Annotated in this window: 18 protein-coding genes and 2 pseudogenes; 14 read left to right on the top strand and 6 right to left on the bottom strand. The window is 43.6% G+C overall.

The window, feature by feature from the left end:
- The first annotated feature begins 249 nt into the window (after positions 1-249).
- The gene (thiE, locus tag A136_RS02820) at positions 250-867 is read left to right on the top strand and encodes a thiamine phosphate synthase (RefSeq protein ID WP_017064408.1); all 618 of its coding nucleotides are present in this window, start codon (positions 250-252) and stop codon (positions 865-867) included.
- Positions 868-967: 100 nt separating this feature from the next.
- On the opposite strand, the gene A136_RS02825 is transcribed toward thiE, so the two are convergent.
- Together A136_RS02825 and A136_RS02830 are read right to left on the bottom strand one after the other, a co-directional pair.
- The gene (locus A136_RS02825; RefSeq protein ID WP_017064409.1) at positions 968-1312 is read right to left on the bottom strand and encodes a hypothetical protein; all 345 of its coding nucleotides are present in this window, start codon (positions 1310-1312) and stop codon (positions 968-970) included.
- A gap of 423 nt (positions 1313-1735) precedes the next feature.
- Entirely contained in the window at positions 1736-2638 is a 903-nt protein-coding gene (locus tag A136_RS02830; protein WP_017064410.1) for a LysR family transcriptional regulator, read from the bottom strand.
- Positions 2639-2775: 137 nt separating this feature from the next.
- Between A136_RS02830 and A136_RS02835 the strand changes: the two genes are divergently transcribed.
- From A136_RS02835 to A136_RS02850, 5 genes and pseudogenes are all read left to right on the top strand, one after another.
- Positions 2776-3204, top strand: coding sequence for a PACE efflux transporter (locus tag A136_RS02835; protein ID WP_017064411.1), 429 nt, complete (start codon positions 2776-2778; stop codon positions 3202-3204).
- Positions 3205-3478: 274 nt separating this feature from the next.
- Positions 3479-4159 (top strand): annotated as a pseudogene (locus A136_RS23155) (PAS domain S-box protein); the annotation flags it as partial.
- A pseudogene (locus tag A136_RS23160) lies at positions 4148-4720 on the top strand (DUF2955 domain-containing protein); the annotation flags it as partial. The pseudogenes A136_RS23155 and A136_RS23160, both read left to right, overlap by 12 nt.
- A 22-nt stretch (positions 4721-4742) precedes the next feature.
- Positions 4743-5843, top strand: coding sequence for an AI-2E family transporter (locus A136_RS02845; protein WP_017064413.1), 1101 nt, complete (start codon positions 4743-4745; stop codon positions 5841-5843).
- Positions 5844-6503: a potassium channel family protein gene (locus tag A136_RS02850; RefSeq protein WP_017064414.1), complete on the top strand. Its 660-nt coding sequence runs from the start codon at positions 5844-5846 to the stop codon at positions 6501-6503.
- A gap of 112 nt (positions 6504-6615) precedes the next feature.
- Here the strand turns inward: A136_RS02850 and A136_RS02855 are convergent, their stop codons facing one another.
- Positions 6616-7155: a DUF3332 domain-containing protein gene (locus tag A136_RS02855; protein WP_017064415.1), complete on the bottom strand. Its 540-nt coding sequence runs from the start codon at positions 7153-7155 to the stop codon at positions 6616-6618.
- A 224-nt stretch (positions 7156-7379) separates the two neighbouring features.
- On the bottom strand, positions 7380-7541 hold the full coding sequence (locus A136_RS22920; protein WP_170962358.1) for a hypothetical protein: 162 nt from the start codon (positions 7539-7541) through the stop codon (positions 7380-7382).
- A 265-nt stretch (positions 7542-7806) separates the two neighbouring features.
- Between A136_RS22920 and A136_RS02860 the strand changes: the two genes are divergently transcribed.
- A complete protein-coding gene (locus A136_RS02860) occupies positions 7807-8400 on the top strand; it encodes a hypothetical protein (RefSeq protein WP_017064416.1) in 594 nt (197 codons plus the stop codon).
- Between the two features lie 230 nt (positions 8401-8630).
- Here A136_RS02860 and A136_RS02865 read toward each other — a convergent pair whose 3' ends face one another.
- Positions 8631-8840 (bottom strand): hypothetical protein, encoded by a 210-nt coding sequence (locus tag A136_RS02865; protein ID WP_004731601.1) that lies wholly within the window; start codon positions 8838-8840, stop codon positions 8631-8633.
- A 928-nt stretch (positions 8841-9768) separates the two neighbouring features.
- Here A136_RS02865 and A136_RS02870 point away from each other — a divergent pair.
- The 6 genes from A136_RS02870 to A136_RS02895 all read left to right on the top strand — a co-directional run bounded on the left by A136_RS02870 (position 9769) and on the right by A136_RS02895 (position 19782).
- Positions 9769-10701: a siderophore ABC transporter substrate-binding protein gene (locus tag A136_RS02870; protein ID WP_017061897.1), complete on the top strand. Its 933-nt coding sequence runs from the start codon at positions 9769-9771 to the stop codon at positions 10699-10701.
- A 100-nt stretch (positions 10702-10801) separates the two neighbouring features.
- Positions 10802-11755 (top strand): ABC transporter permease, encoded by a 954-nt coding sequence (locus tag A136_RS02875; RefSeq protein ID WP_017061896.1) that lies wholly within the window; start codon positions 10802-10804, stop codon positions 11753-11755.
- Entirely contained in the window at positions 11748-12698 is a 951-nt protein-coding gene (locus tag A136_RS02880) for an iron chelate uptake ABC transporter family permease subunit (protein ID WP_017064417.1), read from the top strand. Before A136_RS02875 ends, A136_RS02880 begins: the two co-directional genes overlap by 8 nt.
- 12 nt (positions 12699-12710) lie before the next feature.
- Positions 12711-13475 (top strand): iron ABC transporter ATP-binding protein, encoded by a 765-nt coding sequence (locus A136_RS02885; RefSeq protein ID WP_017064418.1) that lies wholly within the window; start codon positions 12711-12713, stop codon positions 13473-13475.
- A 309-nt stretch (positions 13476-13784) separates the two neighbouring features.
- Positions 13785-14810 (top strand): HD-GYP domain-containing protein, encoded by a 1026-nt coding sequence (locus tag A136_RS02890; protein ID WP_029235213.1) that lies wholly within the window; start codon positions 13785-13787, stop codon positions 14808-14810.
- On the top strand, positions 14803-19782 hold the full coding sequence (locus tag A136_RS02895) for an ATP-binding protein (protein ID WP_017064420.1): 4980 nt from the start codon (positions 14803-14805) through the stop codon (positions 19780-19782). Before A136_RS02890 ends, A136_RS02895 begins: the two co-directional genes overlap by 8 nt.
- Before the next feature lie 94 nt (positions 19783-19876).
- Here A136_RS02895 and A136_RS02900 read toward each other — a convergent pair whose 3' ends face one another.
- The gene (locus A136_RS02900; RefSeq protein WP_017061891.1) at positions 19877-20767 is read right to left on the bottom strand and encodes a LysR family transcriptional regulator; all 891 of its coding nucleotides are present in this window, start codon (positions 20765-20767) and stop codon (positions 19877-19879) included.
- A gap of 227 nt (positions 20768-20994) precedes the next feature.
- On the opposite strand from A136_RS02900, the gene A136_RS02905 reads away from it, so the two are divergent.
- Positions 20995-22170, top strand: coding sequence for an MFS transporter (locus tag A136_RS02905; RefSeq protein WP_017064421.1), 1176 nt, complete (start codon positions 20995-20997; stop codon positions 22168-22170).
- The last annotated feature ends 34 nt before the right edge of the window (positions 22171-22204 follow it).

Consider the following 22204-nt stretch of genomic DNA (forward strand, 5'->3'; position numbering starts at 1 on the left):
ATTTACCTGATTCCTTCATAGGGGAGTATTTCATAAAACAGCATTCTGGGCATGCTAAAGCGAATAGTTTGTGTAATAAGTAACGCTTTTGTTAGAAAAATCGGGCTTTTCGACATGCTTTCAACGAGTTGCGTATTTGAATTCAACCGCCTAACTTAAGGAATTAAGTGCTAACTTCCATGCATAGGATGTGATTTGTCGGTAAAATGGCAGAAAACCAATTTTAGAAATCGACTTCAAAGGTACGCGATGAACCCTTATAAACTTTATCTGGTGACTGACGACCAACAAGATCTAGAAACGCTTAAATTCGTGGTTGAACAAGCGGTTGCTGGTGGCGTCACTATGGTTCAAGTAAGAGAAAAACATGGGGACGTAAGAGCGTTCATTGAGCGTGCAGAGGCCGTTAAATCGGTTTTAGCTGGAACGGGTGTGCCGCTGATCATTAATGATCGAGTCGATGTGGCATTAGCCGTTGATGCCGATGGTTTGCATCTGGGGCAATCGGATATGCCTGCGGAGTTAGCACGTCAGTTGATTGGTCCGGATAAGATTCTTGGGTTATCAATTGAAACTGAACAGCAGCTACAAGAAGCAGATAGTTTGCCGATCGATTACATTGGTCTCAGTGCGATTTTTGCCACACCGACCAAGACGAATCTAAAGAAACATTGGGGTTATGAAGGCATTCAAATGGCTTTGGAAACAACGAAGTTGCCGATTGTGGGTATCGGTGGAATCAACGAGTCGAACATTCCGCAGTTGGTTAACACAGGTATTCATGGATTAGCCTTGGTCTCAGCGATATGTCACGCAGAAGACCCGAAACAAGCGACCCAAGATTTGTTGTTTTTGATGGGAGAGTGAGTTTGTGGTGGCTAGAAAACAAATGAGACTCGTCATTTGTTTTCTAGTTAGAGCGCATTAAAGCGCTCGATGCAGTAGCCAGTAAAATTTGTGGTCTAACTTACTGAATACACAGAGCAACCGTGCCGATGACCATAAGAACGATCGCAGCGTACCAACCGTATTGTGCTGTTTTATCAGCCACAAACACCTTAATGTAGTTGATCTCTTCATGCGCCATTGCGATGAAGTCCGTGTAGTTAATCGATAACTCACGGCTAGCTTCTTTTAGGTCTTGTTGAAGCTTGTTGAAAGACTCATCGATGAAGCCCTTTGTTTCCGAAGCAGACGGAGTAGCAGTTAACGCTAGGCTATTCCAAACCGCCATACGCGATTCATATTCGCTTTCACTGACACAATTAAGTACGCGTAAATCATACTCTCGTTTGTTACGCTCTTTACCCATTTTCTCAGGGCAAATATTTCTTAAAACGTTCACGACAAATTTTCCAAAAGGTTCATTTAGATATAAAAAAGCACTCAAAGAGCGCTCATAAACTGGGTGCGAATTAATATTCAAAAAGTGATCTATTTGAAACCGATATAAGCAACGGCAAGGCTGAGCGCTTATCTGGGAGATTTGAAGTTGGGTCAGTGGTGTTAAAGAGCGATTTGGGCCTGTCTATATTCGTTTGAAAAGACAAACCCGTTGGGATCGCATAGTAGTTATGTCACTTTGGGACATCAACTAGGGTGTTTTATCCACACGACAAAGATATTTATCGGCAAGATAAGCAGAAATGAGGTAGCGGTGGTGTGTTCCATGCCGATATTGAATCTCTGAATTGACGATGTTTTGAAAATAGAGATGTTTTGTAAACAGGGGAGGCTAGTTGGCTTGCCATTGATTGTACTGCAGTGAGTGCCCCTTAAGCTGCTCAATAAGGCTGGTGAGAACTGGGCCGTTGATGTGGCTGCGAGACACCAAACATCCCACTGGAGTAATCCAACCACCATGCTCGTGCGAAACAGGCAACGCCACAAGGTCGCCTTTTTGAATGCCTTCCATCACCATCATCTCGGGCACATTAGCCCAACCCACGTTCTGTTCAACGAGATCAACAATGGTCTTGTGGTTGTTGGCGTACCAAAGCATCGAGCTAATACCGTAGGTGAACCACAGTTCGCGTTGTTTTGAGCTGCGATGCACACATTGGCGATAGCGCTTTAGGTCTGAGTCTTGTACAACGGACATGCGACTCAGTTCGTGAGTGGCAGAGCTAACAGTTAGGAAACGCGCTTGGCCCAGCAAAAAGAAATCCATATCGACCTTCAGTTCGCCATCCGCGTAGATGATGCCAATCTGTGCTTTTCCTCGTCTTACTAGGTCTTCAACATCAAAGGTTGAGGTGGTAATGATATCGAAGTGTGTGATTGGAAATTGATCGGCGAGTGAGCTGATTATCTTAATGAGGCTCTTATCTATGATGCTTTCATCAACCGCAATGATCAGTTCGTGCTCATCTTCTTGGGTCAGCGATTCTACTTTTTGATCGAAGTACTTTTGCTGGTCAAGAATGGACTTAGCCACAGGCAATAACGCTTTACCTTTGCTGGTTAAAACGGGGATGTTTTTCTCTCGGTTAAACAGCTCTTGGTCAATGGCAATTTCGAGGTTGGCTATCGATTGGCTTACCCCAGACTGAGCTCGTTTCAGTTTGCGAGCGGCGGCAGAGAAAGAGCCACTTTCACACACCGTGACGAAGACTTTTAGTTGCTCAAAACTGTACATGTTATCTCTCGCTCAATACAAAATGGGGTACTTATACTTAAGCTATCACTAAACGTGATGGCTGTTAACTTTCTCTTATTGTTTTCGGTGACATAATTTCGGTAAGTCCACCATGTTATAAATTGCTATAGGAATGTATGAGTACGTTAGAGAGAGTTTTCCACTCGGTGTTGTTTGAAGTATTGGCCGTCACACTGTCAATTATAGGTTTAGCGATATTTACTGATCACGATGTGAATGCCTTATCAGGAACCATGATAGTTGTTGCGACTATCGCGATGATTTGGAACTACTGTTTTAACCGTATTTTTGATCGTTATTTCACGGGTGAAAAATCAAAGCGTTCGCTCAAATTACGTGTTTTTCATGTCGTGCTATTTGAGGCTGGCTTGTTGATCGCGACGATCCCTGTGATGGCATACTTACTTAACGTGGGGTTATGGCAAGCATTTTTGATGGACATCGGCGTGACCATTTTTATTACCATTTACGCGTTTGTGTTTAATCTGATTTATGACCATGTTCGAGCATTCTGGGTACACAGAGGGGAGCTAGCCGTTCAGTAATCTACCAAGTCAGTAAACACGAGCTTGGCCACTAACCGTTTGTTTATTCGTTATTTTGACGGAGATATTCGGTTAGTAGGCCTAGGTAACCCGGCACTGGTTGGCATTCAAAGTGGCGGTCTCGAATCTTTTCAATCTCTTCCGCTTAATAGTTAGTGTAACCCTATGCACTTATTGTTCGATATGTAATTTGAATTTGTATGTGTCGTAAAATGGTAAATATCTTAATTAAAACTTAGCCATCATAGTCATTCGCCCATCACCAGAGCAAACTATGAACAAGTTAAGTTATGACCGAAAAATGCCGCTATACGTGGTGTCTGCACTTGTCCTCAATATGGCATTTAGCTTGTGGTTGCTGAGTATTGCTTCTACGCCAGCCATGTTTTTTTCGGTGTGTGCGTTGTTTTTACTTAGCACTCTTATTCCCGCACGCCTTTATCGACATGAAATGGCTCAAAGCAAGAATAACTTGTCGGAAGCGATCATTGATGGTGTCGCAGGTTTTATTGTCCTCGATAGTCAATTGAGGGTCATACAAGTGAATCAACAATTCTCTCGGGTTTCAGGTTATGCCTTTGACCAAGTCGAATCTCGTCCGATTTCTGATCTCTGTTTTATGAATAACAGCAGCCTAATCACGACCATTACTCGCTCACTGAAGGAAAACCAGAGATGGAAAGGTGAGTTGAGTGGCGTCAGTCGACTTGGTGAGCAGTTTACCGTAAACGTTGTGGTGGAAAAGCTAACTGAAATTCTGCCGCACAATAACAAGTACGTGGTGACCTTTACGGATATTAGCCGACGCAAGATATTGGAGCGTCGATTAAGAATGCTGGTGGAAACGGATTCACTGACAGGGTGCTGGAATCGACGCCGCTTTGATAACGACTTAAAACATTATTCTAACCTGGCAGAGCGTTATGGTTACACACATTCCTGTTTTGCGTTAGTGCATGTATTTTTCCCTGAGCCAAAATCGGCGTTCTCAGGCTTCGCTGCTGCGCCACTCGAAAAGAAACAGCGTTGGTATGCGGCCTTTAGGGCGATGATTATCTCCTATCCAGTGGTGTGCTTTTTCTTTATTTTTCAAATATCTGAAGCTTTACTGACAATGATGTTCATTGCGTTGTTATCGTTGATGATTACGTCAGAGAAGTCGATAAAGTTGAGCGCTTTTTTGGTGATAAGTAACGGTATCGGGGGATTGCTGGCGATTGCTGCTTTTTCAATTCTTTCTATAGTACCCAACATTGTCTTCTATTCTTTGTTTATAGGACTTATTGCCATTCTTATGGCTACCAAGATCTACACGGTTCCCGAAAAAGCACCTATTTTCGCCACTGCATTTAGTACGTTGCTCGTACTGGTTGGTAGCACGTTGATGAGCTCCGGTGACATCGATAGCAACACTCTTATACGCATATCCCAATTAGTGTTAATTGGCATATATATGATTTTGGCTTCTCTATTCCTAGAAACACGGAATTGGAAGTTTCTACAAAATCAGTCTTAATTTTGTCTAACAAGGACGTCTCATGAAGTTAACCGATGATTTTTCAAAACAGGCGATAGACGCTGCCATCAAGATCGCAGCGATTGCCATGCTCGTGTATTGGTGTTTTTCGATTTTGCGCCCATTCATTCTTCTGGTGATATGGGGTGCGATCATTGCGACTGCGTTGTATCCAGTGGCGGTCGCAATTTCAAATAAAACCGGGATGTCGAAAGGTAAAGCCAGTGCATTGCTGAGCTTTATTGGTGTGATTCTTCTATTTATTCCTTTGGCGGCGCTTTCTTCTGGTATCTACACCAGCGCGACTGACCTGATGAAAGGGCTTCAAGATGGCACATTGTCATTGCCTAAACCGAAAGAGTCCTTACAAGATATTCCATTCATAGGTGAGAAGGTTTATTCAACCTTGGTTGCCGCCTCCAACAATATTGAAGGCACTTTCATAAAGTATGCGGATGAACTTAAACAGTTTGCGACGAAAGCGGCTTCTGTTCTTGGCTCGTTAGGTGGCGGCTTTATTCAGTTCATCATCTCTACCATCATTGCGGGTGCATTCATGAGTAATGCCGATAAATGCAAAACCGGCGTGACTCACTTAGTGGCGCGTTTAACGGGCGGTAAAGGTGAAGAGTTGGTAGAGCTCTCTAAATCGACCGTGCGAAGCGTTGTGCAAGGTGTGATTGGTGTGGCTGTGATTCAATCCATGATGTCGGCAATCGGTTTGGTGATTGCAGGCGTTCCAGCAGCTGCGTTTTGGGCGCTAGCTGTGCTGCTCATTGCGATAATCCAACTTCCACCGATTCTCGCTCTATTGCCGGCGATCATCTACATGTTCAGCGTTGAATCGACACTGGCGGCGAGCTTGTTCTTAGTGTGGTGTATTTTGGTGAGCGGCAGTGACGCTATCTTAAAGCCAGTATTGCTGAGCCGTGGCTCTCACATTCCAATGTTGGTAATTCTATTGGGTGCACTGGGCGGAATGGCGATGTCAGGCATCGTCGGTCTGTTTGTCGGTGCTGTGATACTGAGTTTAAGCTATGAGCTGATGATGGCGTGGCTTGGACTTGAAGAGAAAAACCAACAAGAAACTGAGAAAAAACCTGCAGAGGTCGAGGGAAAATAGATGAAGCCAGTCTCTAAAGACGACAACTTCTACTTCTTATTCTATGCACTGTTGGTGTTGTTTTTTGGCTGCGCGGTGATGCAGCAGTTTTATCCGCAAGGCCAGAAAACAATCCTATTTCTTATCATTATTACGTTGGCGAGTTCAATTGCCGGTATTCATAAAGAGCGAGCCTTGTATCGCTCTTGGTATGGGCTGTTATTGATTACGGCGCTCGTGTCTGGCGTGTTTTCATTTTTGGAAGGCTATAACCTGTCGATAGTGACGCTATCGGCGTTGGCTGTGTTCTTGTTTTCACACATTTACTCGGCGTTGAAGCAGGTGATGAAAGCCAAAACGGTGACACCCAATCACATCATCGGCTCCATCTGTATTTACTTGTTGCTAGGGTTTGCTTGGTCGACCATCTACTTGTTAATTTTAGAGATCTTTCCTAATGCCTTTAACGGGTTAGAAGAGCAAGTCTGGCTGACGAACTTGTTTAATGCGATGTACTTTAGCTTTATCACCTTGACTACGGTTGGTTACGGCGACATATCACCAGCTCTGCCTATTGCTCAATTCTTTGTGTTTATGGAATCCATTATCGGCAGCTTTTACTTAGCTATCATGGTGGCGAGTTTGGTGAGCATTCGACTTGCACAGTCTCAGTCCCAATAGAGCATTTACAAATAATAGAGCACATACAAACAAGCCCGGCAATCGCCGGGCTTGTTCTATTTTATGAGCTCAAAAGTCTCTTTAAGTTTGAACTCTGTGTGGGCGATGAACCTTAAGCTTCAGTGCCTTGAACCTTCTCTAATTCAGCGATAGTTGTTTGCGATACAAGCTGACCATCCATGTAATAGGTAACGTTTTGACCGTCTTTGATGCCCGTTAGAGTCGCTGTTTCACCAGATGTATAGACGATGTCCATTTGAATCGTGTTTTCGTCGATCTTAATCATCTCACCCGTTTCAATGGTGCGATTGTTAGAAATTGGGCCGACAGGGGCTTCTTTCAGGCTTGGGTCCAGCTCATCGTTCACTTTGAAGTGCGTGTCTGTTTTTGTATCAAATACGTGTGGTGAACCGCTGATAGGGTTTTTACCTGTCCAGAATTCAAGTGAGTTGAATACCACATAGTCTGCTGCGGTAGTAATACCGTATACAGGCGCTAATAAGAAGTTTACACCTGCACGGGCATAGCGGTTATCGACAACTTCAACGTTAAATTTCATCACTTTCCCTGTTACGGCGTTGCTGCCGATACAACCAGTTAGCGCAGAAGCCAAAACCGTTAGTCCTACAATTTTAAGTGCAATCTTTTTCATTTTAGTACCTGTATAAGTTAGAAGTCTGTTTCGTTGGAACAGGTGTAGTATGGTTTTTATTCGATGGTCAGTTTTACCATTTAGCGCCACTGACGATATAAAATGCACTCGGACTTTTGGCATCAAGCTAGGTATAAAACTGGGCACAAAAAAGCGCGACCTAATAGGGCGCGCTTTGGGGTATTTAGATAAGTCGTAATGAAAACAACGACTCCCATATAGAATTACTTCATCACGTAGGTATAAGCCGATACGACAAGCCAGCGGAAAAATCGAAATAAAAGGGTAGTGGCTTTAAAGGCAAACTTGGCAATGGATACCATTGCTTCTGAACCAATGCTCACGCACTTATGCAAATCGGATTCTTTGTATTCTGAATAGGTCATCTGTTTTCTCATTTCTCGCGCTTGTCTTTCATATGTAAGTAACGACTCCTGTCTGGCGATATCCCCTGAGCGCGTAATGTACGAACTTTCGCCGATAGAGATTTACCATTTTATGCCAAGTGGGTTAATAACTAGCCAAAAGAGAAAGGGCTGAGAGAATTTAACGGCATAGCGAGGTGTAACTGATCAAGTTACCGAAAAAACGAGGGTAATAATGGTATGATCGCGGGCTCAGCACCATAAGTGATAAAGAATAGGAAACAGAATGACTCACCTTACCGAACAGCAAGAAGCTGCAATGGCGACGTTTAAAGAAAACTTACACCTTCCAAATGGTGGTTTTCATAAACTGATTATCGAGCTAAGTAAGGAGTATCAGCTGCCTTTCCAAAAGGTGCGTGCGGTTTTAAAGAAAGCTCAAAAAGATGTTGAACGACAAATACGAGAAGACTTTACCAGCGTTGATGACACAGTACTGAGCCAAGCGAATTGGGTAAATATCATTAAGTCGAAGCTTGTTGACTTAGCGGAAGATAACCAAACGGTTATGGATAAGCTGCAACAAAATCTGAAGTATCAAAAAGTGTTGTCGGCAACCGAAGGTTCAATCGCAAGCGAAGACGAACGTGACGAGTTGATTGAAGAGTTGATTCAAGCTTATGAGAAAGAGGTGTTCAAACCGTTACTGGCGATGTTGCATACAACGAAGCTGTATTGGAAGTTAATGCTGGTGGATGAGACATGTAAGATGAATGAGGAGAATCGTGAGAAGTTCAGTGATTACCCTCAACACATGCAAGCTGCAGAACACTTATATACTCTTGATCAGAAGTTAAGGTCGATGCCGTTAACTTATTAGTCCATGAATGCACTGATAATGACTCAATGGTGATTCAGAGTTTGATATAAGTTGGTTTCAATAGAAGTACGATAACCTAGCTAGCGTTAGCCGCGTGTGAAATGCAAAAAGGGCTAGGTTTCAGATCTGTTTTACTTCTACTCTATTTTGTTCTGCTAGAGCGAATTGAGGGTGACATCTTTTACATCTTTGGGACTAGATGGTGTTTCTTTTGTAGCCTTTGGGAAATGCTATAGGAGTGTGAAATGTCCTAGGGTGTTTCCGTTGCCTGAAACGATAGTTCCGATGCTTTCTCGTTCATTAAATTCAAAGTCGATGAGATAGCTGTGATGTTGTAGCTTGGGCAATATGTGGCGGTGGAGTATATCGCTATTGAGCTGTCGAATCTCGGTGACCCATGAAATCTCTTCTTTGTGTAAATCTATTTTAATCTTGAGCATTTATTACCTTTTAGTTTATTGACTGTTTTTTCGCGTGATAGTTGGTACCAATGGGTTTGTCGTGTTGTTCTGCGTGACATAACTGTGCCTTGTGTTTATTACATTTGTATTTAAGTGCTCGATCTATTCTGACTTCGCTGACAAAAGAGCAAATGACGATAGATCGGTAGTAGGATCGAATTTAAAAGCTATTGAATGACTATCTGGGTGAAAGCTGACGCAGAGATGGTGTAACGAGGGAATCGAGAACTGTCTATGTGGAACTTGGACTTACTTTAGCATTAACAGCTCTATAGATTAGAGCCAGGTGGCGAACTATACGCCTAGTTTTCAAAATTACAACCCTATTTTCAATTAAATTCAAAAATATTTTTGGGTGATTTACCACCGGTTACTGAAGGTTAAATGAGCGAAGGTCAGGGATTTGACCATGATATCTGACTGAGTCTTGGCTTTTCAGCTGTTCGTATTCGTTGTCATTAGTGGGTTTAATTGATCAGCTAACTTGGTGATGATTAAGTCTCTGTTGTATATGATCTTTACATTGTAAATTACAATCCATGATTTTGGGGTTCAGCGTTGTAATTACAGGGTTTTTGGGTGCTTTCCCCATCTGTTTTTTTCTTCAGGTTGATGAGTATTTTCCTCTTCGCGTCTTTTTGATATTTCTGATTCCTAATACCTCTCCTGACTACGCAAAATATGAATAATCACTTTTACATTTCTGAATAATAAAGTTGTTGTATCGCCAATTTAGTGCAAATATAATTGATAATAGTTCTCACTTGCGTTACAAGTTTGTTGTCAATCCAATGACAGACTTTAAATTATCGTTATTTAGCAGTTGTGTACGCCCCATGCTCGTCTATGAGTAATGTGACTTTCATTGTCATGAGTGGTGGTTTGTATCAATGGCAAAGGAAGAAACATGAAGAAAACAATCAATTCAGTTCGCCAGTTATTGAGCGGGCTTGCCATCGTTCTAGCATCATCATTCATGATGACCGCGCATGCGGAAACCGTCACCATTGAGCATGTGAAAGGCACAGCGCAGTTTACTGAAGTACCACAGCGAGTGGTGGTTCTAGGCCACGGTAGCTTAGACGTGCTCGATAAAATTGGTGTACAGCCAGTTGGCGCGCCTCATAGCTTGCTGCCTGATTACCTAGCTTCGTACAAAGATACGACGGCAAATACAGGCTCTTTAAGCGAACCTGATTTTGAAGCTATCTACATGTTGAAGCCTGACATCATCATCGCGGAAAACCGCATGCTTAAGGTTTACGACAAACTGGCACAAATTGCTCCTACTGTCATGTTTTCTATTGAAGGCGACAAGTACTGGGCTGATGCTCAGCAAAACTGGCGTGTGCTAGGCGACATCTTTGGTAAGCAAGCTGAAGTAGAAGCGATCATTAAAGAGACTCAAGCGTCTATCACGGCGGTAAACGACAAAGTCGCGTCTGACGAAACTTCAGCAATGATGCTAATGAACAACGGCAACAACATTGCGATGTTCAACAAAGGCAGCCGTTTCTCTATCATCTTTGATGACTTTGGTTTCGTGGAATCAAAGAGTGCAACCGTGGCTCCGATTAAAGGAACACACGGCAACCTAATCTCTTTTGAATACATAGCTGATGCAAAACCTGAAGTGCTTTACGTGCTTGACCGCGAAAAAGCGATTGGTAAATCAGAAGGACGCGCACAACAACTGTTTGATAACCCACTGGTTGCGGCAACACCTGCAGCGCAGCACGGCAATATCGTTTACCTTGATTCAAGTGCTTGGTATTTGGCGGGTGGCGGTGTGACAGCGATTCATAGAATGCTTAGTGACATTGAACGTACGATTCAATAGTTACTAACCATCAGATTTTCGGGCTTATAAGAGTGTTCTTATAAGCCCTTTTTCACTTTTTTATACGGGCTACCCGAGACCTATCTTTAGTATTATTCCTATGTTGAAACCCATTGCAGCTGCTGTATTTCTTGTTGTGTTATGCGTTGCGTCATTGATGATTGGAGTCGCTGAAATCAGTTTTAGTGACTTCTTCAATGGCAACCAACACGCCAATTCTATTTATATTGTTAGTCGGATTCCTCGACTACTCGCGATCGTGCTTGCCGGAGCGGGATTGAGTGTTTCTGGCTTGATCATGCAGCAAATCGTACAGAACAAGTTTGCCGCGCCTTCGACGATGGGCACCATTGACTGTGCGATGTTGGGTTACATTGTCGGCATTCTAGTGCTAGGCAATGCTGCGCAATGGAGCTACTTAGGCTTTATCTTCGCGTTTGCAGTGTTTGGCACCATGCTATTGGTTCGCTTCCTACAACACCTCAAGTTTAAGAACGCGGTATTGGTGCCTTTGATTGGCATTATGTATGGCAACGTTGTTTCGTCTCTAACAACCTTTATTGCTTATAAGTACGACTTAGTACAAACCATGTCGGCATGGACTATGGCGAACTTTGCGAGCGTGTTGCAGGGCAGCTATGAAATCCTTTATCTCGCGGTGCCTGCTTGTGTATTGGCTTACTATTTCGCGAGCCAGTTCAGTGCGGCGAGTATCGGTGAGAGCTTCGCGAAAAACATCGGTTTGAATTATCAGAAGATCGTCTTCATTGGTGTTGCGTTAGTGGCTATCAGTGCCTCCTCTGTGGTGATGATCGTTGGTGTTATCCCATTCCTTGGCCTTATCGTGCCGAATATCGTGTCGCTGATGATGGGCGATAACATGAAGAAGATTCTGCCTTGGACTGCCTACTGGGGGGTGATCTTGGTGTTGGCTTGTGACCTGCTAGCTCGAATCGTCATCTTCCCTTATGAGATTCCAATCTCGATGGTAATCAGCATCTTTGGTGGCATGATTTTTATTTACCTAATCATGAGAGACAAGTCGAATGCGTGATTCAGTAAAAATTGCGATTCTGGCTATCGCGTCTTTGGGTATGACAGCGCTATTCATCGGGCAGGGGCTGACGTGGGATAACTACGAGTTCTTCTTGTCTCTGCGATTACCAAAACTGTTGTCGATTGTGTTGGCGGCGGTAGCGATTTCTGCATCGTCATTGGTTTTTCAAACCATTACTAACAATCGAATTTTAACCCCATCCATCTTGGGTTTTGACAGTTTGTACATGCTGGTTCAAACGGTGCTTCTGTTTGTATTTGGCAGTACCAGTTTCTGGGTGATTGATTCCATCGCTAACTTTTCGTTGTCTGTGACTGTGATGATCTTGTTCTCATTTGCCCTGTTCCACTTCTACTTTAAGAGCAAGCGAAACAACGTATTTACACTGCTGTTGATTGGTATTGTGTGTGGCAGCGTATTCTCGAGTCTGTCTAGCTTCTTAGCGATGTTGATTGACCCGAACGAGTTCGCGGTGCTGCAGAATGTGATGTTCGCAAGTTTCAATAATGTGAAAGGTGAGCTGGCTTATCTCAGTCTTATTCCACTGGGTTTGAGCTTGCTTGGACTATGGTTGTTTGCGCCCAAGCTCGATGTACTTTGGCTTGGCGTCGATAACGCGACAAGCTTAGGCGTGAACACCAAGCGACTGACTCAGATTATCTTGGTGATTGTGTCAGTGATGGTGGCTGTGTCTACTGCTTTGGTTGGCCCAGTACTTTTCTTTGGCTTGATCACCGTGAGCTTGGCTCGTCAGATGTTCAGCTCTTATCAGCATCGTGTGCTTATCATTGCCAGCAGTTTATTAGCGGTGGTGCTACTTGTTTCTGGCCAATGGTTTATCGAAAAAGTGATGGCGTTTGAAACCACAGTGAGTGTGATCATTAACTTGGTCGGCGGTTTGTATTTTATGTTCTTGTTGTTACGCACCAGAATTCAGTAAAGGTAGTAAGTAGTGATTAAATTAACAGGTTTAAGTAAGAAGTATGGCAAGACACTTGTGGTGGATGATGCCAGTGCCATGTTCCCGAAAGGCGAAGTAACTTCTATCATTGGCCCAAATGGTGCGGGTAAAAGTACGCTGCTTTCAATGGCGAGTCGCTTAACAGACAGTGACGCGGGTGAAGTGGTTATTGGCGATAAGTTACTGGCTGAGTGGGATACCAAAGAGTTAGCGAAGCACCTTGCCGTGTTAAGACAATCAAACAACATCAATATGCGATTTACGATTCGTGAGTTGGTCTGTTTTGGGCGTTTTCCGCATTCCCAAGGTCGCTTGAAAGACGAAGATCATAAGATCGTCGATACAGCACTAGAACACCTTGGCATTACTGACATCCAAAATAAATACCTTGATGAGTTGAGTGGCGGTCAGCGTCAAATGGCGTTTATCGCGATGGTTGTGTCGCAAGATACGGATTATGTGTTCTTAGATGAGCCTCTGAATAACCTTGATATTAAACACTCGGTTGAAATCATGCAGACGTTGCGTCGTTTGGCGCATGAGTTCAATAAAGCGGTCGTTATCGTGATTCACGACATCAACTTCGCTTCTTGCTACTCGGATAACATTGTCGCGATGAAGAAAGGTAAAGTGGTTAAGTCGGGTAAGGTTTCGGAAGTGGTTGAAAAATCGGTGATGGAGTCTATCTACGAGATCCCATTTGAGATTCGTGAGTTCGATGGTGTTCGAATCTGTATGTATTATTCTGGTCGTTAGATTACTGAATAACTCGGTTGTTTTGCTTTCTAGCCGTTGAACGAAAAGAGCTCCCATATGAGGAGCTCTTTTTGTTTTCGGATAGTATCTGTGTTGTTAGTGAAATGTTGCAATGAAAAGGTAATTTCCCTTGTATAATAATAACTTAACTGACGTAATATTGACTGGTCGTACTTCTAATAACGCCAGTTTGAAGTCACTCACAGATCTACTCTTCATTTTTGAAAATCAATTGCTTTTTTTCTGCTTAACCTCTGAAAACCGTTCTACACTATGGTTATAACTGTTTGATTTGTATACGAGGTATCAATGAGTCGGAAACCCATAGTGTTAGTCGTGGATGACACCCCAAGTAACTTGGATGTGTTAACTGCAATACTCAAAGATACTTATCAAGTGAAAGTAGCGATTAACGGCACAATTGGTATCAAGATCGCGAAGATGGTGCCGCAGCCAGACCTTATCCTCCTTGATATCATGATGCCTGACATCGATGGTTACGAGGTGTGCCGCCAACTTAAAGCTCAGCCGAATACGGCTCACATTCCTATCATTTTCGTGACCGCCACAATTGGTCCAGAAGCCGAAGTGAAAGGCTTGTCTTTAGGTGCTGTCGATTACCTAACGAAACCAATTACGCCTGAAATCGCGCTCCAGCGTGTCAAAACCCACATCGCGTTGTATGACCAACAACGAGCGCTGTTCCATCAAGTGAAAGACAAAACCGTCGAGATCAACCTAGGTAAACTTGAGACGCTCAATATCTTAGGGAGAGCAGCGGAATTTAAAGACAACGAAACGGGTATGCACGTTAAGCGCATGAGCCACTACTGTGAGGTGCTAGGCAAAGCGTTGGGCATGACTGACGAAGATGCCGAAACGCTCCGTGACGCGGCGCCAATGCACGATATTGGTAAGATAGGTATCCCTGATAACGTGTTGCTTAAGCCCGGAAAACTCGATGCGGAAGAGTGGGCGATCATGCAGAAGCACGTCGAGTATGGTGTGGAGATTTTAGGGCAGCAAAGTGATTCAAAACTGATGCGCATGGCGATTCAAGTGGCGCAGTATCACCATGAGAAATGGGACGGCTCTGGTTACCCGAGTCAAGTGGCAGGGGAAGATATCCCACTGGTTGGCAGAATTGCTGCTGTGGCTGATGTGTTTGATGCTCTAACGGCAGAACGCCCTTATAAAAAAGCTTGGAGTGTCGAAGATGCTTTGGCTTTAATCACTGAGCAGAAAGGTAAGCATTTTGACCCGACTATCGTTGATCTGTTTTTCATTAAATTGCCAGAGATTCTAGAGATTAAAGAGAAGTTCAAAGATGAGTGACCTCTGGCAGATGTGGGGTAAGTGGGGTAAGCGTTATGTCATCGCCATAATTTTGTTTGTTGTATTCGTTGTTCGTGCCGCTAGCGTTAACGCTGAGGCTGCTCCGGATCAACAACCAAACCTATGGCAAGATCCTGATCGTGAAATCACGTTTGTTACACTATCCAGTCATTATCCTTACTCATTTATTGGTGATGACGGAAAAGTCGACGGGATTATTCGAGATTGGGCTTACGATCTTGAAGAGCGTTTCAACGTAAAAACCAACTTCATCAGCGTAGATTCTCATGCTGAAGCAAAGCAAGCTTTGTTAGACGGGAAAGGCGATGTGTTTCCGTTTCAACAGTTTGATCCCAGCGAAGGAGGACGTTTCCTTCAAACTGCTCCTTATATCTCGTACCAAATTGCCGTCATTCTTCCTACCGAAGATCATCTCAATAATAAAATAGAGCAAGAGGCCAAAAGGCGAATTGCCATGGTTCGAGAAAGCATCGACCTAAAGCGATCTGGCGTGCAGCTTAGTTCGATTGAGAGAGTTGAATTCGATACGGCCATTGATGCTATTCGTGCATTAGAAGATGGGTCGGTTGATGGCTTACTGGCTGAACCTGTAACCACCATGGATCTTGCTCATAAAAGCGGAGTCGAGAATTTAGCGGTCAACCATGTACTTGATCGCTGGAAGAACATCAAAGCAGCCATGGTTATTCGTTCAAACGACAATGAGCTGCTTAACTTATTGAATCAACAGATTGCAACGTTTGATATCAGTAAAAAGAACCGCATTTTATCTAAATGGTTAGATGACTCGCCTTATCGCTCTCCCATTAAAGGTGTATTTGGATTCGGCAACCCGCCTTACATGTATCCAGACAGTACTTCTGTTGGCTTAGAGCATGACATTATGCAAAGGGCATTGAACGATATGGGGTATCGATTGGGTGACGTTGTCACTTTGCCTCGTACTGCAGCTCGTCAAGCTATCGATAACAACAACTCAATATCATTTGTTTCTGGCGTTCAACTTGATGACTCTTCATTGCACTTTGTCAGTGACAAGGTGATGGATGTTGATTTTGTGCCAGTGTCATTAAAGAGGCGTAAGCTGGATTTGAAGTCGGCAAAAAATTTGTCCTTAGGTGCATTGTTGTTCGATGAAACATCGCCGATTAAAAACTCCGTAGAAGTGTTGGAAAGCCAATTGAGCATTGATCGGATAGATGATCTCGACAGCTTAGAGTCGGCGTTTTCCCAACTGAGAGCTCAAAATGTTGATCTCCTGATGGTAGAAAGGCGCGTATTAACCTGGTTTGTCACCAATACCCGGTTTATTGAAATGCGCGAGATTCAGATCCATGAAGATTATAAAGTCAGTTATCCCATCTACGTGGATTTCAGGGGGGCTGAGCTAAGAGACCGCTTCAATGCCGCATTGGCAAACCTGAAAAGGGAAGACGGGGAGTTTGAGCCAATTCTTAGAAGACAAATTAAGAACGACCTGACTCCGGTTCTGAAGAAGGCCGATATTATTGCTCAAATCTCAGCGTACTTTATTGTTAATGATCGCTTTGACGAATTGCCTAAGATTTTTGACATATTTGATGCAGATAATACTTTCATGGTTATTTCGGCACTGGCTGATAATAATAAGCGACCGCTTGAATCTTGGTTCCTAGGAGATGTATCAACGCCATCATTGGACAAGAAAAACACCTCTAAATTGTCATCCGTAACGAAAGGCGTTGGCTATAAAACGCAGACGGGCAGCACCAATGCTGGGTTTATGACGTTCTATTTCGATGTGGATTCCGTGGAAGGAAGTTATGTTTATTTCCCTGCCATTGAGCAGTTTGATTCATTCGGAGATGGTGCAAAACGTTATATTTCAGATGTTTATCAATCGAACAGTTTAGCCGGTGAACTTCTTAATCTTAGTCAAAATGAACGTCAGTGGATAAAATCTCATCCAGTATTGAAAATCGGTATTGATCCTAACTCTTTGCCTTATGAAGCCGTATCGAGCAAAGGGGAATACATCGGCATGATCGATGATTACCTAAAGCTGATCGAGCAGAAAACAGGTTTACGCTTGGAACATGTTGATGTCGGCAGTTGGCAGGAGACTCGACTACTCGTTGACCATAGAAAAGTGCACCTTGTGTCGGCCGCTGTGGAGAATCGTTCGCTTGGCGAGGGCGTGAAGGCGGGTAAGCCGTTATTTTCTAGTCGTTTGGCTATTGCCTCAAGACGAGATGTGAACAGCCTTGTCTTAGAAGAAGCTGCAGGTTGGAAAATAGGTATTTTAGAAGGGGGAGCCAACACAGAAGCTATTGTGGATAGTTACCCTGAGATCAATTGGTCGATGGTGTCATCGACTAATGATGGATTAGAGCTCGTCGAATCGGGTGAGTTTGATGCGATGATTGATACCGTTGACGTCTTAAATTACTTAATCGACTCATTTGGCTATCGAGGAATTGGCATCATCGGTCGATTAGACTTCTTCCTGTCGCCAACTCTGCATGTCATCAAATCTGAACCTTTGCTGTTGTCTATTGTGAACAAAGCGATAGGCAGTATCTCAGCTGAAGAACACCAGAAGATCTCTGCAAAATGGGCGGCGCCAAAAGCGATAGAAAGAGTTAATTATCAATTGGTTTACACCATTTCGGTGTTCTCTCTGGTGATCCTTCTTCTTATTATTTTCTGGAATCGTAAATTAACTAAGCAGATCAGTATTGCTAAGGAAGCAACCGAAGCTCTGGAAAAGGCGCAGAACCAACTCTACAACATGCTAAATAGCTCTCCAATTGCAGCCAGCGTGGTATTTGAAGAAGAGGTTCGTTACGCGAACGATACGGCAAAACGTTTGTTTGGCGTGGAAGATCAGGCGTTGTCTTCTATCGACGTTGCCGCTATCCATGACTCGCTGAGCGTTCGTGATGGCGTGCATGAAGAGCTCGACCTTAACGGTAAAGTTGAAAATAGGGAGTTAGTACTCAGAAAGTCTGATGGAACCCGATTTGTTGCTTTGGTCAGTTACTATCTTTTTGAGATTGATGGTGAAGTCGCCACACTATTTTGGGCATTCGATATTTCAGAAATGAAGCGCCTTAACGAACAATTGGAAGAAGAGAAACAGAGAGCCGATTTGGCGAGCCAAGCTAAATCGGAATTCTTAGCCAATATGAGCCATGAGATAAGAACCCCAATGAACGCCATTATTGGCTTGTCTTATCTGGCGATTGGCGAAATATCTAATCCTGTCGCTCGAAATTATATTGAGAAAGTGCACCGTTCTGGCCATTCGTTACTCGGTATCATCAATGACATCCTTGATTTTTCAAAGATAGAAGCTGGGCAACTTGTTATTGATAACGTCCCGTTTGATCCCGTAACGACTTTTAAAGATGTGATTGAGTTGATGGAATCGAAAGCGGCTGAGAAGCAACTCAATTTGTCTATGGTCATCGACCCAGAGTTAGACACGCCACTACAAGGCGATCCATTGAGGTTGTTCCAAGTCATACTCAACCTTGTGGGCAACGCGATTAAGTTTACGGAACAAGGCAGCGTAGTATTAACGGTGGAGCATGTTGACTCGAACGACAGCAGCCTAACCATGAGAGTGAGTGTGATGGATACCGGGATAGGCATTTCGGATGAGAACCGTCACAAGCTGTTTGAAGCCTTTAGCCAAGCGGATACCACAACGACACGTCGGTTTGGCGGTACAGGGCTTGGGCTCAACATTAGCCAGAAATTAGTTCATGCGATGGGCAGTCAAATTACGGTAGAGAGTGTTTACGGGCAAGGCAGTGAGTTCTCCTTTGTACTGACATTGCCACGCTCAAGCTCGGATGCGTTAGCCGACTTCAAAGCTCAAGAGTTGCAACTGGATTATCAGATAGAGTTCAAAGGGCAAAGAGTGTTATTGGTTGAAGACAATGAGCTGAACCAAGATCTCGCCTTAGCATTTTTCAGTCGCTCTAAATTAAATGCCGATCTTGCTGAAAACGGAAAGGAAGCGCTGGAGTTAGCTAAAAACAACGACTACGAAATAATCTTCATGGATCTTCAAATGCCGATTATGGACGGCTTTGAAGCTACCCGTTTGATTCGTGAATTCGATATAGATGTACCGATTATTGCAATGTCAGCCAATGTTTTTGATGATGCGAAACAACGAGCGAGGGCGTCGGGCATCACGGACTTCTTGGATAAGCCTATTGTTATTGATAAAGCGATGTCTTTGATTACTCGATACATTGTTCCTGAGGTCTTAGTTGAAGGTCGAGCGCCATCAGACACCTCTTCAGATACGATACTGGCCAGTGATTCTGATAATAGTTCGGAATTACACTCCGATACTCAAACAGAGCAGCCTGTTTTCTCTCAGTCGAGGTTTGAGCAACTGACTCATCATGATGCGAAACTGCAAGAGAAGATGCTTGGTAGATTCTGCCAAGGGGCGCCTGACATTATGTCGGAAACCTTCGACAACCTAGTGCAAGATGAATGGGCGACGTTAGAGCGTAATCTACATACCTTAAAAAGCATGGCAGCTTCGATTGGTGGATTGCGATTGGCAGAGTTACTCAGTGATTTAGAAAGCAAAGCGCATAACAAGGCGTGTGATGAAGCAGATCTTAAGCAAGGCGAACTTGGGTTAATCGAACTGATTAAAGCAGTTGAGATCAGCTTTGATGTGTCTGGTGTTGGGGGATTCAATACGACAAGTACTGAAGAAGCCGATGCGAGTCTTGCTGATACCTCTGATTCACCGAGCATCACGTCAGAACAGCATGCTCAGTTGCTATCACTGCTGGATGCTTATGATAACGATGCAACTCAATATGTGACTGAGTTACTGGCACAGTATCCACATTCTGTTGTTCTCAAAGATGTTCGAAGTGCGTTAGATAATTATGACTTTGAACGAGCAAAAGAGGGGCTTGGCGCTTCTGAGTAGTTGTCTTTTATAAATATCACTTCAACATTAAAGCCTTTAGCTCTTATAGCGAAATACCGAGCTAGCTAAAGGCTTTAAATCTATCTATACCGAACTAACGACTCACGTTCTGTTTGATTAGCTCAACAACCGTATCGTATCGGTGCGGCAGTTTTCGGTTTCGTTTTTGAACCAGATACAGCGTTTCCTCTACTTCTACCTTTGGCGGCACAACGTGTAGCTTGTCTCTATCTGGGAAGTGTTCAACCGCGCCAGCCGGTAACACGGTAAAACCTAATCCTTTTGATACGGGTAGCAAGATCTGGTGAAGCTGATTGATGTAGCCAGATCTTGGTATCTCATTAACGTTGATGTTCGCTAAGTCTTTATCTCCGCAAAGGTCGAAATACAAAGACAGATAGTGTGCAGAATCTGGGTGGGCAATCAGGCCAATGTCATTCAATACTTGCGGCGTTATCTCTAAATCAGCAAGGCTGTGGTGAACAATAAGACACAGTGCTTCTTTGCCGATGACTTGGCTTTGGTAGTAGCTGTCGTTCGGGGAATGCCTAACAATGCCGATATCGGTAGTGCCTTCGCTTAGGTCATTCAATATCTTTTTGTTTGGAGCGGCTTCTAAGTTAATGCTGAGCTCTTGGTGTTGCTGTTGAAGTTCAAGAAGCTTGGGATACAGACGCAAAGAGAGTGAGCCAGAGCAAGACAAGTGACATTGCCCAGCATAAGGGTTATCAAAACTCAGAGACTCAAAAAGATCTTCTTGGTCTTTCTCTAGTTTGATCGCATAGCGATACATAATCCGACCCTGTTCGGTCAGTTCGAAGCTCTTGTTTTCTCGAGATAGCAGGTCACAATTACAAGCTTGTTCAAGCTTCTTGATGTGTTGGCTGACTCCAGGTTGTGTCATATACAACTTTTCTGCCGTTTGGGTGAAATGGCCAACTTCAACCAGAGTCTTAAACGTATTGAGCCAAAGTGGATTAATCATACTCACCTTCAAATACTAAAGCCTATAAATAACAGAAAATTATTATTATCTTAAGTAATGATAATTTCAACTCTAGCGTCTTAAGTAACGCTAATCAAAGTCATGTGGTGGTAGCACTTTATATTGGTCTATTGGTCGCTTTGTAGAGTTGCTATGAGTAACAAAGTGTTGCGACTTTGTTGAATTTTTGGTCTATTGACCAACTGTGCTCATATTTAGGAACGAAGATGAATAGAAATGTTTGGCTGCTCTCACTGTGTCAGGCCTTGTTGATGACGGGTAACATATTACTGATCTCTGTGATTGGTTTGATCGGTAAGCAGATTGCACCCAGTGTCAGCATGATCACCTTGCCGGTTGCACTGCAGTTTTTGGGTCTAATGGCAGCCACTATTCCTGCATCTTTAATTTCAGGCAAGTTAGGGAGAAAGAGAGGATTTAGCATTGGTAATGTGGTTGGCATTACAGGAGCTAGTCTTGCCACCTACGCACTGTCTCAGCAAAATTTCTATCTGTTTTGTTTCGCTACGTTCTTACTTGGGATAGGCATAGGTTTTGGCACGCTTTATCGTTTTGCTGCAATCGAGGTGTGTGATGAAAATGCACGTCATCGAGCGATCTCTATCTCGATGGCTGGTGGCGTTTTAGCCGCGGTATTAGGACCAAATTTGGCGATTATGTCGCAACAGTGGTCGCAAGATGGCTTGTACATTGGTGCTTTTGCTTCTTTGATTGGATTGAACATTCTTGCGTTACTCATCTTACAAACAATTCAGTTTCCAAAAGTCTCTTTTAATAGTCAGGCACCTAAATCCGATCCTCTCAGTGTGATAGTAAAAGCGCCTAACTTTATTGGCGCAGTGTTTGCTGCCATGGTCGCTTATGCGGTGATGAATATCCTGATGACAGCAACGCCATTGGCAATGATTGGTTGTGGCTTTGACTTTACCAAAGCAGCGGGCGTCATTGAGTGGCACGTATTGGGGATGTTTGTTCCTGCATTTTTTACTGGTTCACTTATCGAGAAGTTTGGCTCAAGAATGATGATCTTGGCAGGCGGGGTTCTGTTCGTCGTCTGTATCGCAATTAACATTCATGGCGAATCTATCTGGCACTTCAGAGCGGCTCTAGTTGTGCTTGGTGTCGGTTGGAACTTTATGTTTATCGCGGCAACAGGTTTGTTTAGTCAGTCCTACCAATCGCAGAATAAAGCTAAGGCACAAGCGTTTAATGAATTTATTGTCTTTGGCTGTGTGACGATTACAGCGATGCTCTCTGGCTGGCTAGAATCGACAGCAGGGTGGCAGAACCTTAATATCTACGTATTACCATTCGTGTTAGCTGTTATCTTGCTGTTTGCATTTAGTGCTCGTAAATCGCGTATTCAAAAGCAGCCTGTGTAATGGCTCATCGAATAGTGGTTCAGTAAATTCGTTA

The organism is Vibrio crassostreae 9ZC13 (genome assembly GCF_000272045.2).
Taxonomy (GTDB): Bacteria; Pseudomonadota; Gammaproteobacteria; order Enterobacterales; family Vibrionaceae; genus Vibrio; species Vibrio crassostreae_C.

Coding starts and splice junctions, on each gene's coding strand:
- A136_RS02865 (WP_004731601.1), bottom strand. CDS start 8,840: ATGCTCAAGATTAAAATAGATTTACACAAAGAAGAGATTTCATGGGTC.
- A136_RS02905 (WP_017064421.1), top strand. CDS start 20,995: ATGAATAGAAATGTTTGGCTGCTCTCACTGTGTCAGGCCTTGTTGATG.
- A136_RS02850 (WP_017064414.1), top strand. CDS start 5,844: ATGAAGCCAGTCTCTAAAGACGACAACTTCTACTTCTTATTCTATGCA.
- A136_RS02860 (WP_017064416.1), top strand. CDS start 7,807: ATGACTCACCTTACCGAACAGCAAGAAGCTGCAATGGCGACGTTTAAA.
- A136_RS02855 (WP_017064415.1), bottom strand. CDS start 7,155: ATGAAAAAGATTGCACTTAAAATTGTAGGACTAACGGTTTTGGCTTCT.
- A136_RS02835 (WP_017064411.1), top strand. CDS start 2,776: ATGAGTACGTTAGAGAGAGTTTTCCACTCGGTGTTGTTTGAAGTATTG.
- A136_RS02900 (WP_017061891.1), bottom strand. CDS start 20,767: ATGATTAATCCACTTTGGCTCAATACGTTTAAGACTCTGGTTGAAGTT.
- A136_RS02870 (WP_017061897.1), top strand. CDS start 9,769: ATGAAGAAAACAATCAATTCAGTTCGCCAGTTATTGAGCGGGCTTGCC.
- A136_RS02845 (WP_017064413.1), top strand. CDS start 4,743: ATGAAGTTAACCGATGATTTTTCAAAACAGGCGATAGACGCTGCCATC.
- A136_RS02880 (WP_017064417.1), top strand. CDS start 11,748: ATGCGTGATTCAGTAAAAATTGCGATTCTGGCTATCGCGTCTTTGGGT.
- A136_RS22920 (WP_170962358.1), bottom strand. CDS start 7,541: ATGACCTATTCAGAATACAAAGAATCCGATTTGCATAAGTGCGTGAGC.
- A136_RS02875 (WP_017061896.1), top strand. CDS start 10,802: ATGTTGAAACCCATTGCAGCTGCTGTATTTCTTGTTGTGTTATGCGTT.
- A136_RS02830 (WP_017064410.1), bottom strand. CDS start 2,638: ATGTACAGTTTTGAGCAACTAAAAGTCTTCGTCACGGTGTGTGAAAGT.
- thiE (WP_017064408.1), top strand. CDS start 250: ATGAACCCTTATAAACTTTATCTGGTGACTGACGACCAACAAGATCTA.
- A136_RS02825 (WP_017064409.1), bottom strand. CDS start 1,312: ATGGGTAAAGAGCGTAACAAACGAGAGTATGATTTACGCGTACTTAAT.
- A136_RS02890 (WP_029235213.1), top strand. CDS start 13,785: ATGAGTCGGAAACCCATAGTGTTAGTCGTGGATGACACCCCAAGTAAC.
- A136_RS02895 (WP_017064420.1), top strand. CDS start 14,803: ATGAGTGACCTCTGGCAGATGTGGGGTAAGTGGGGTAAGCGTTATGTC.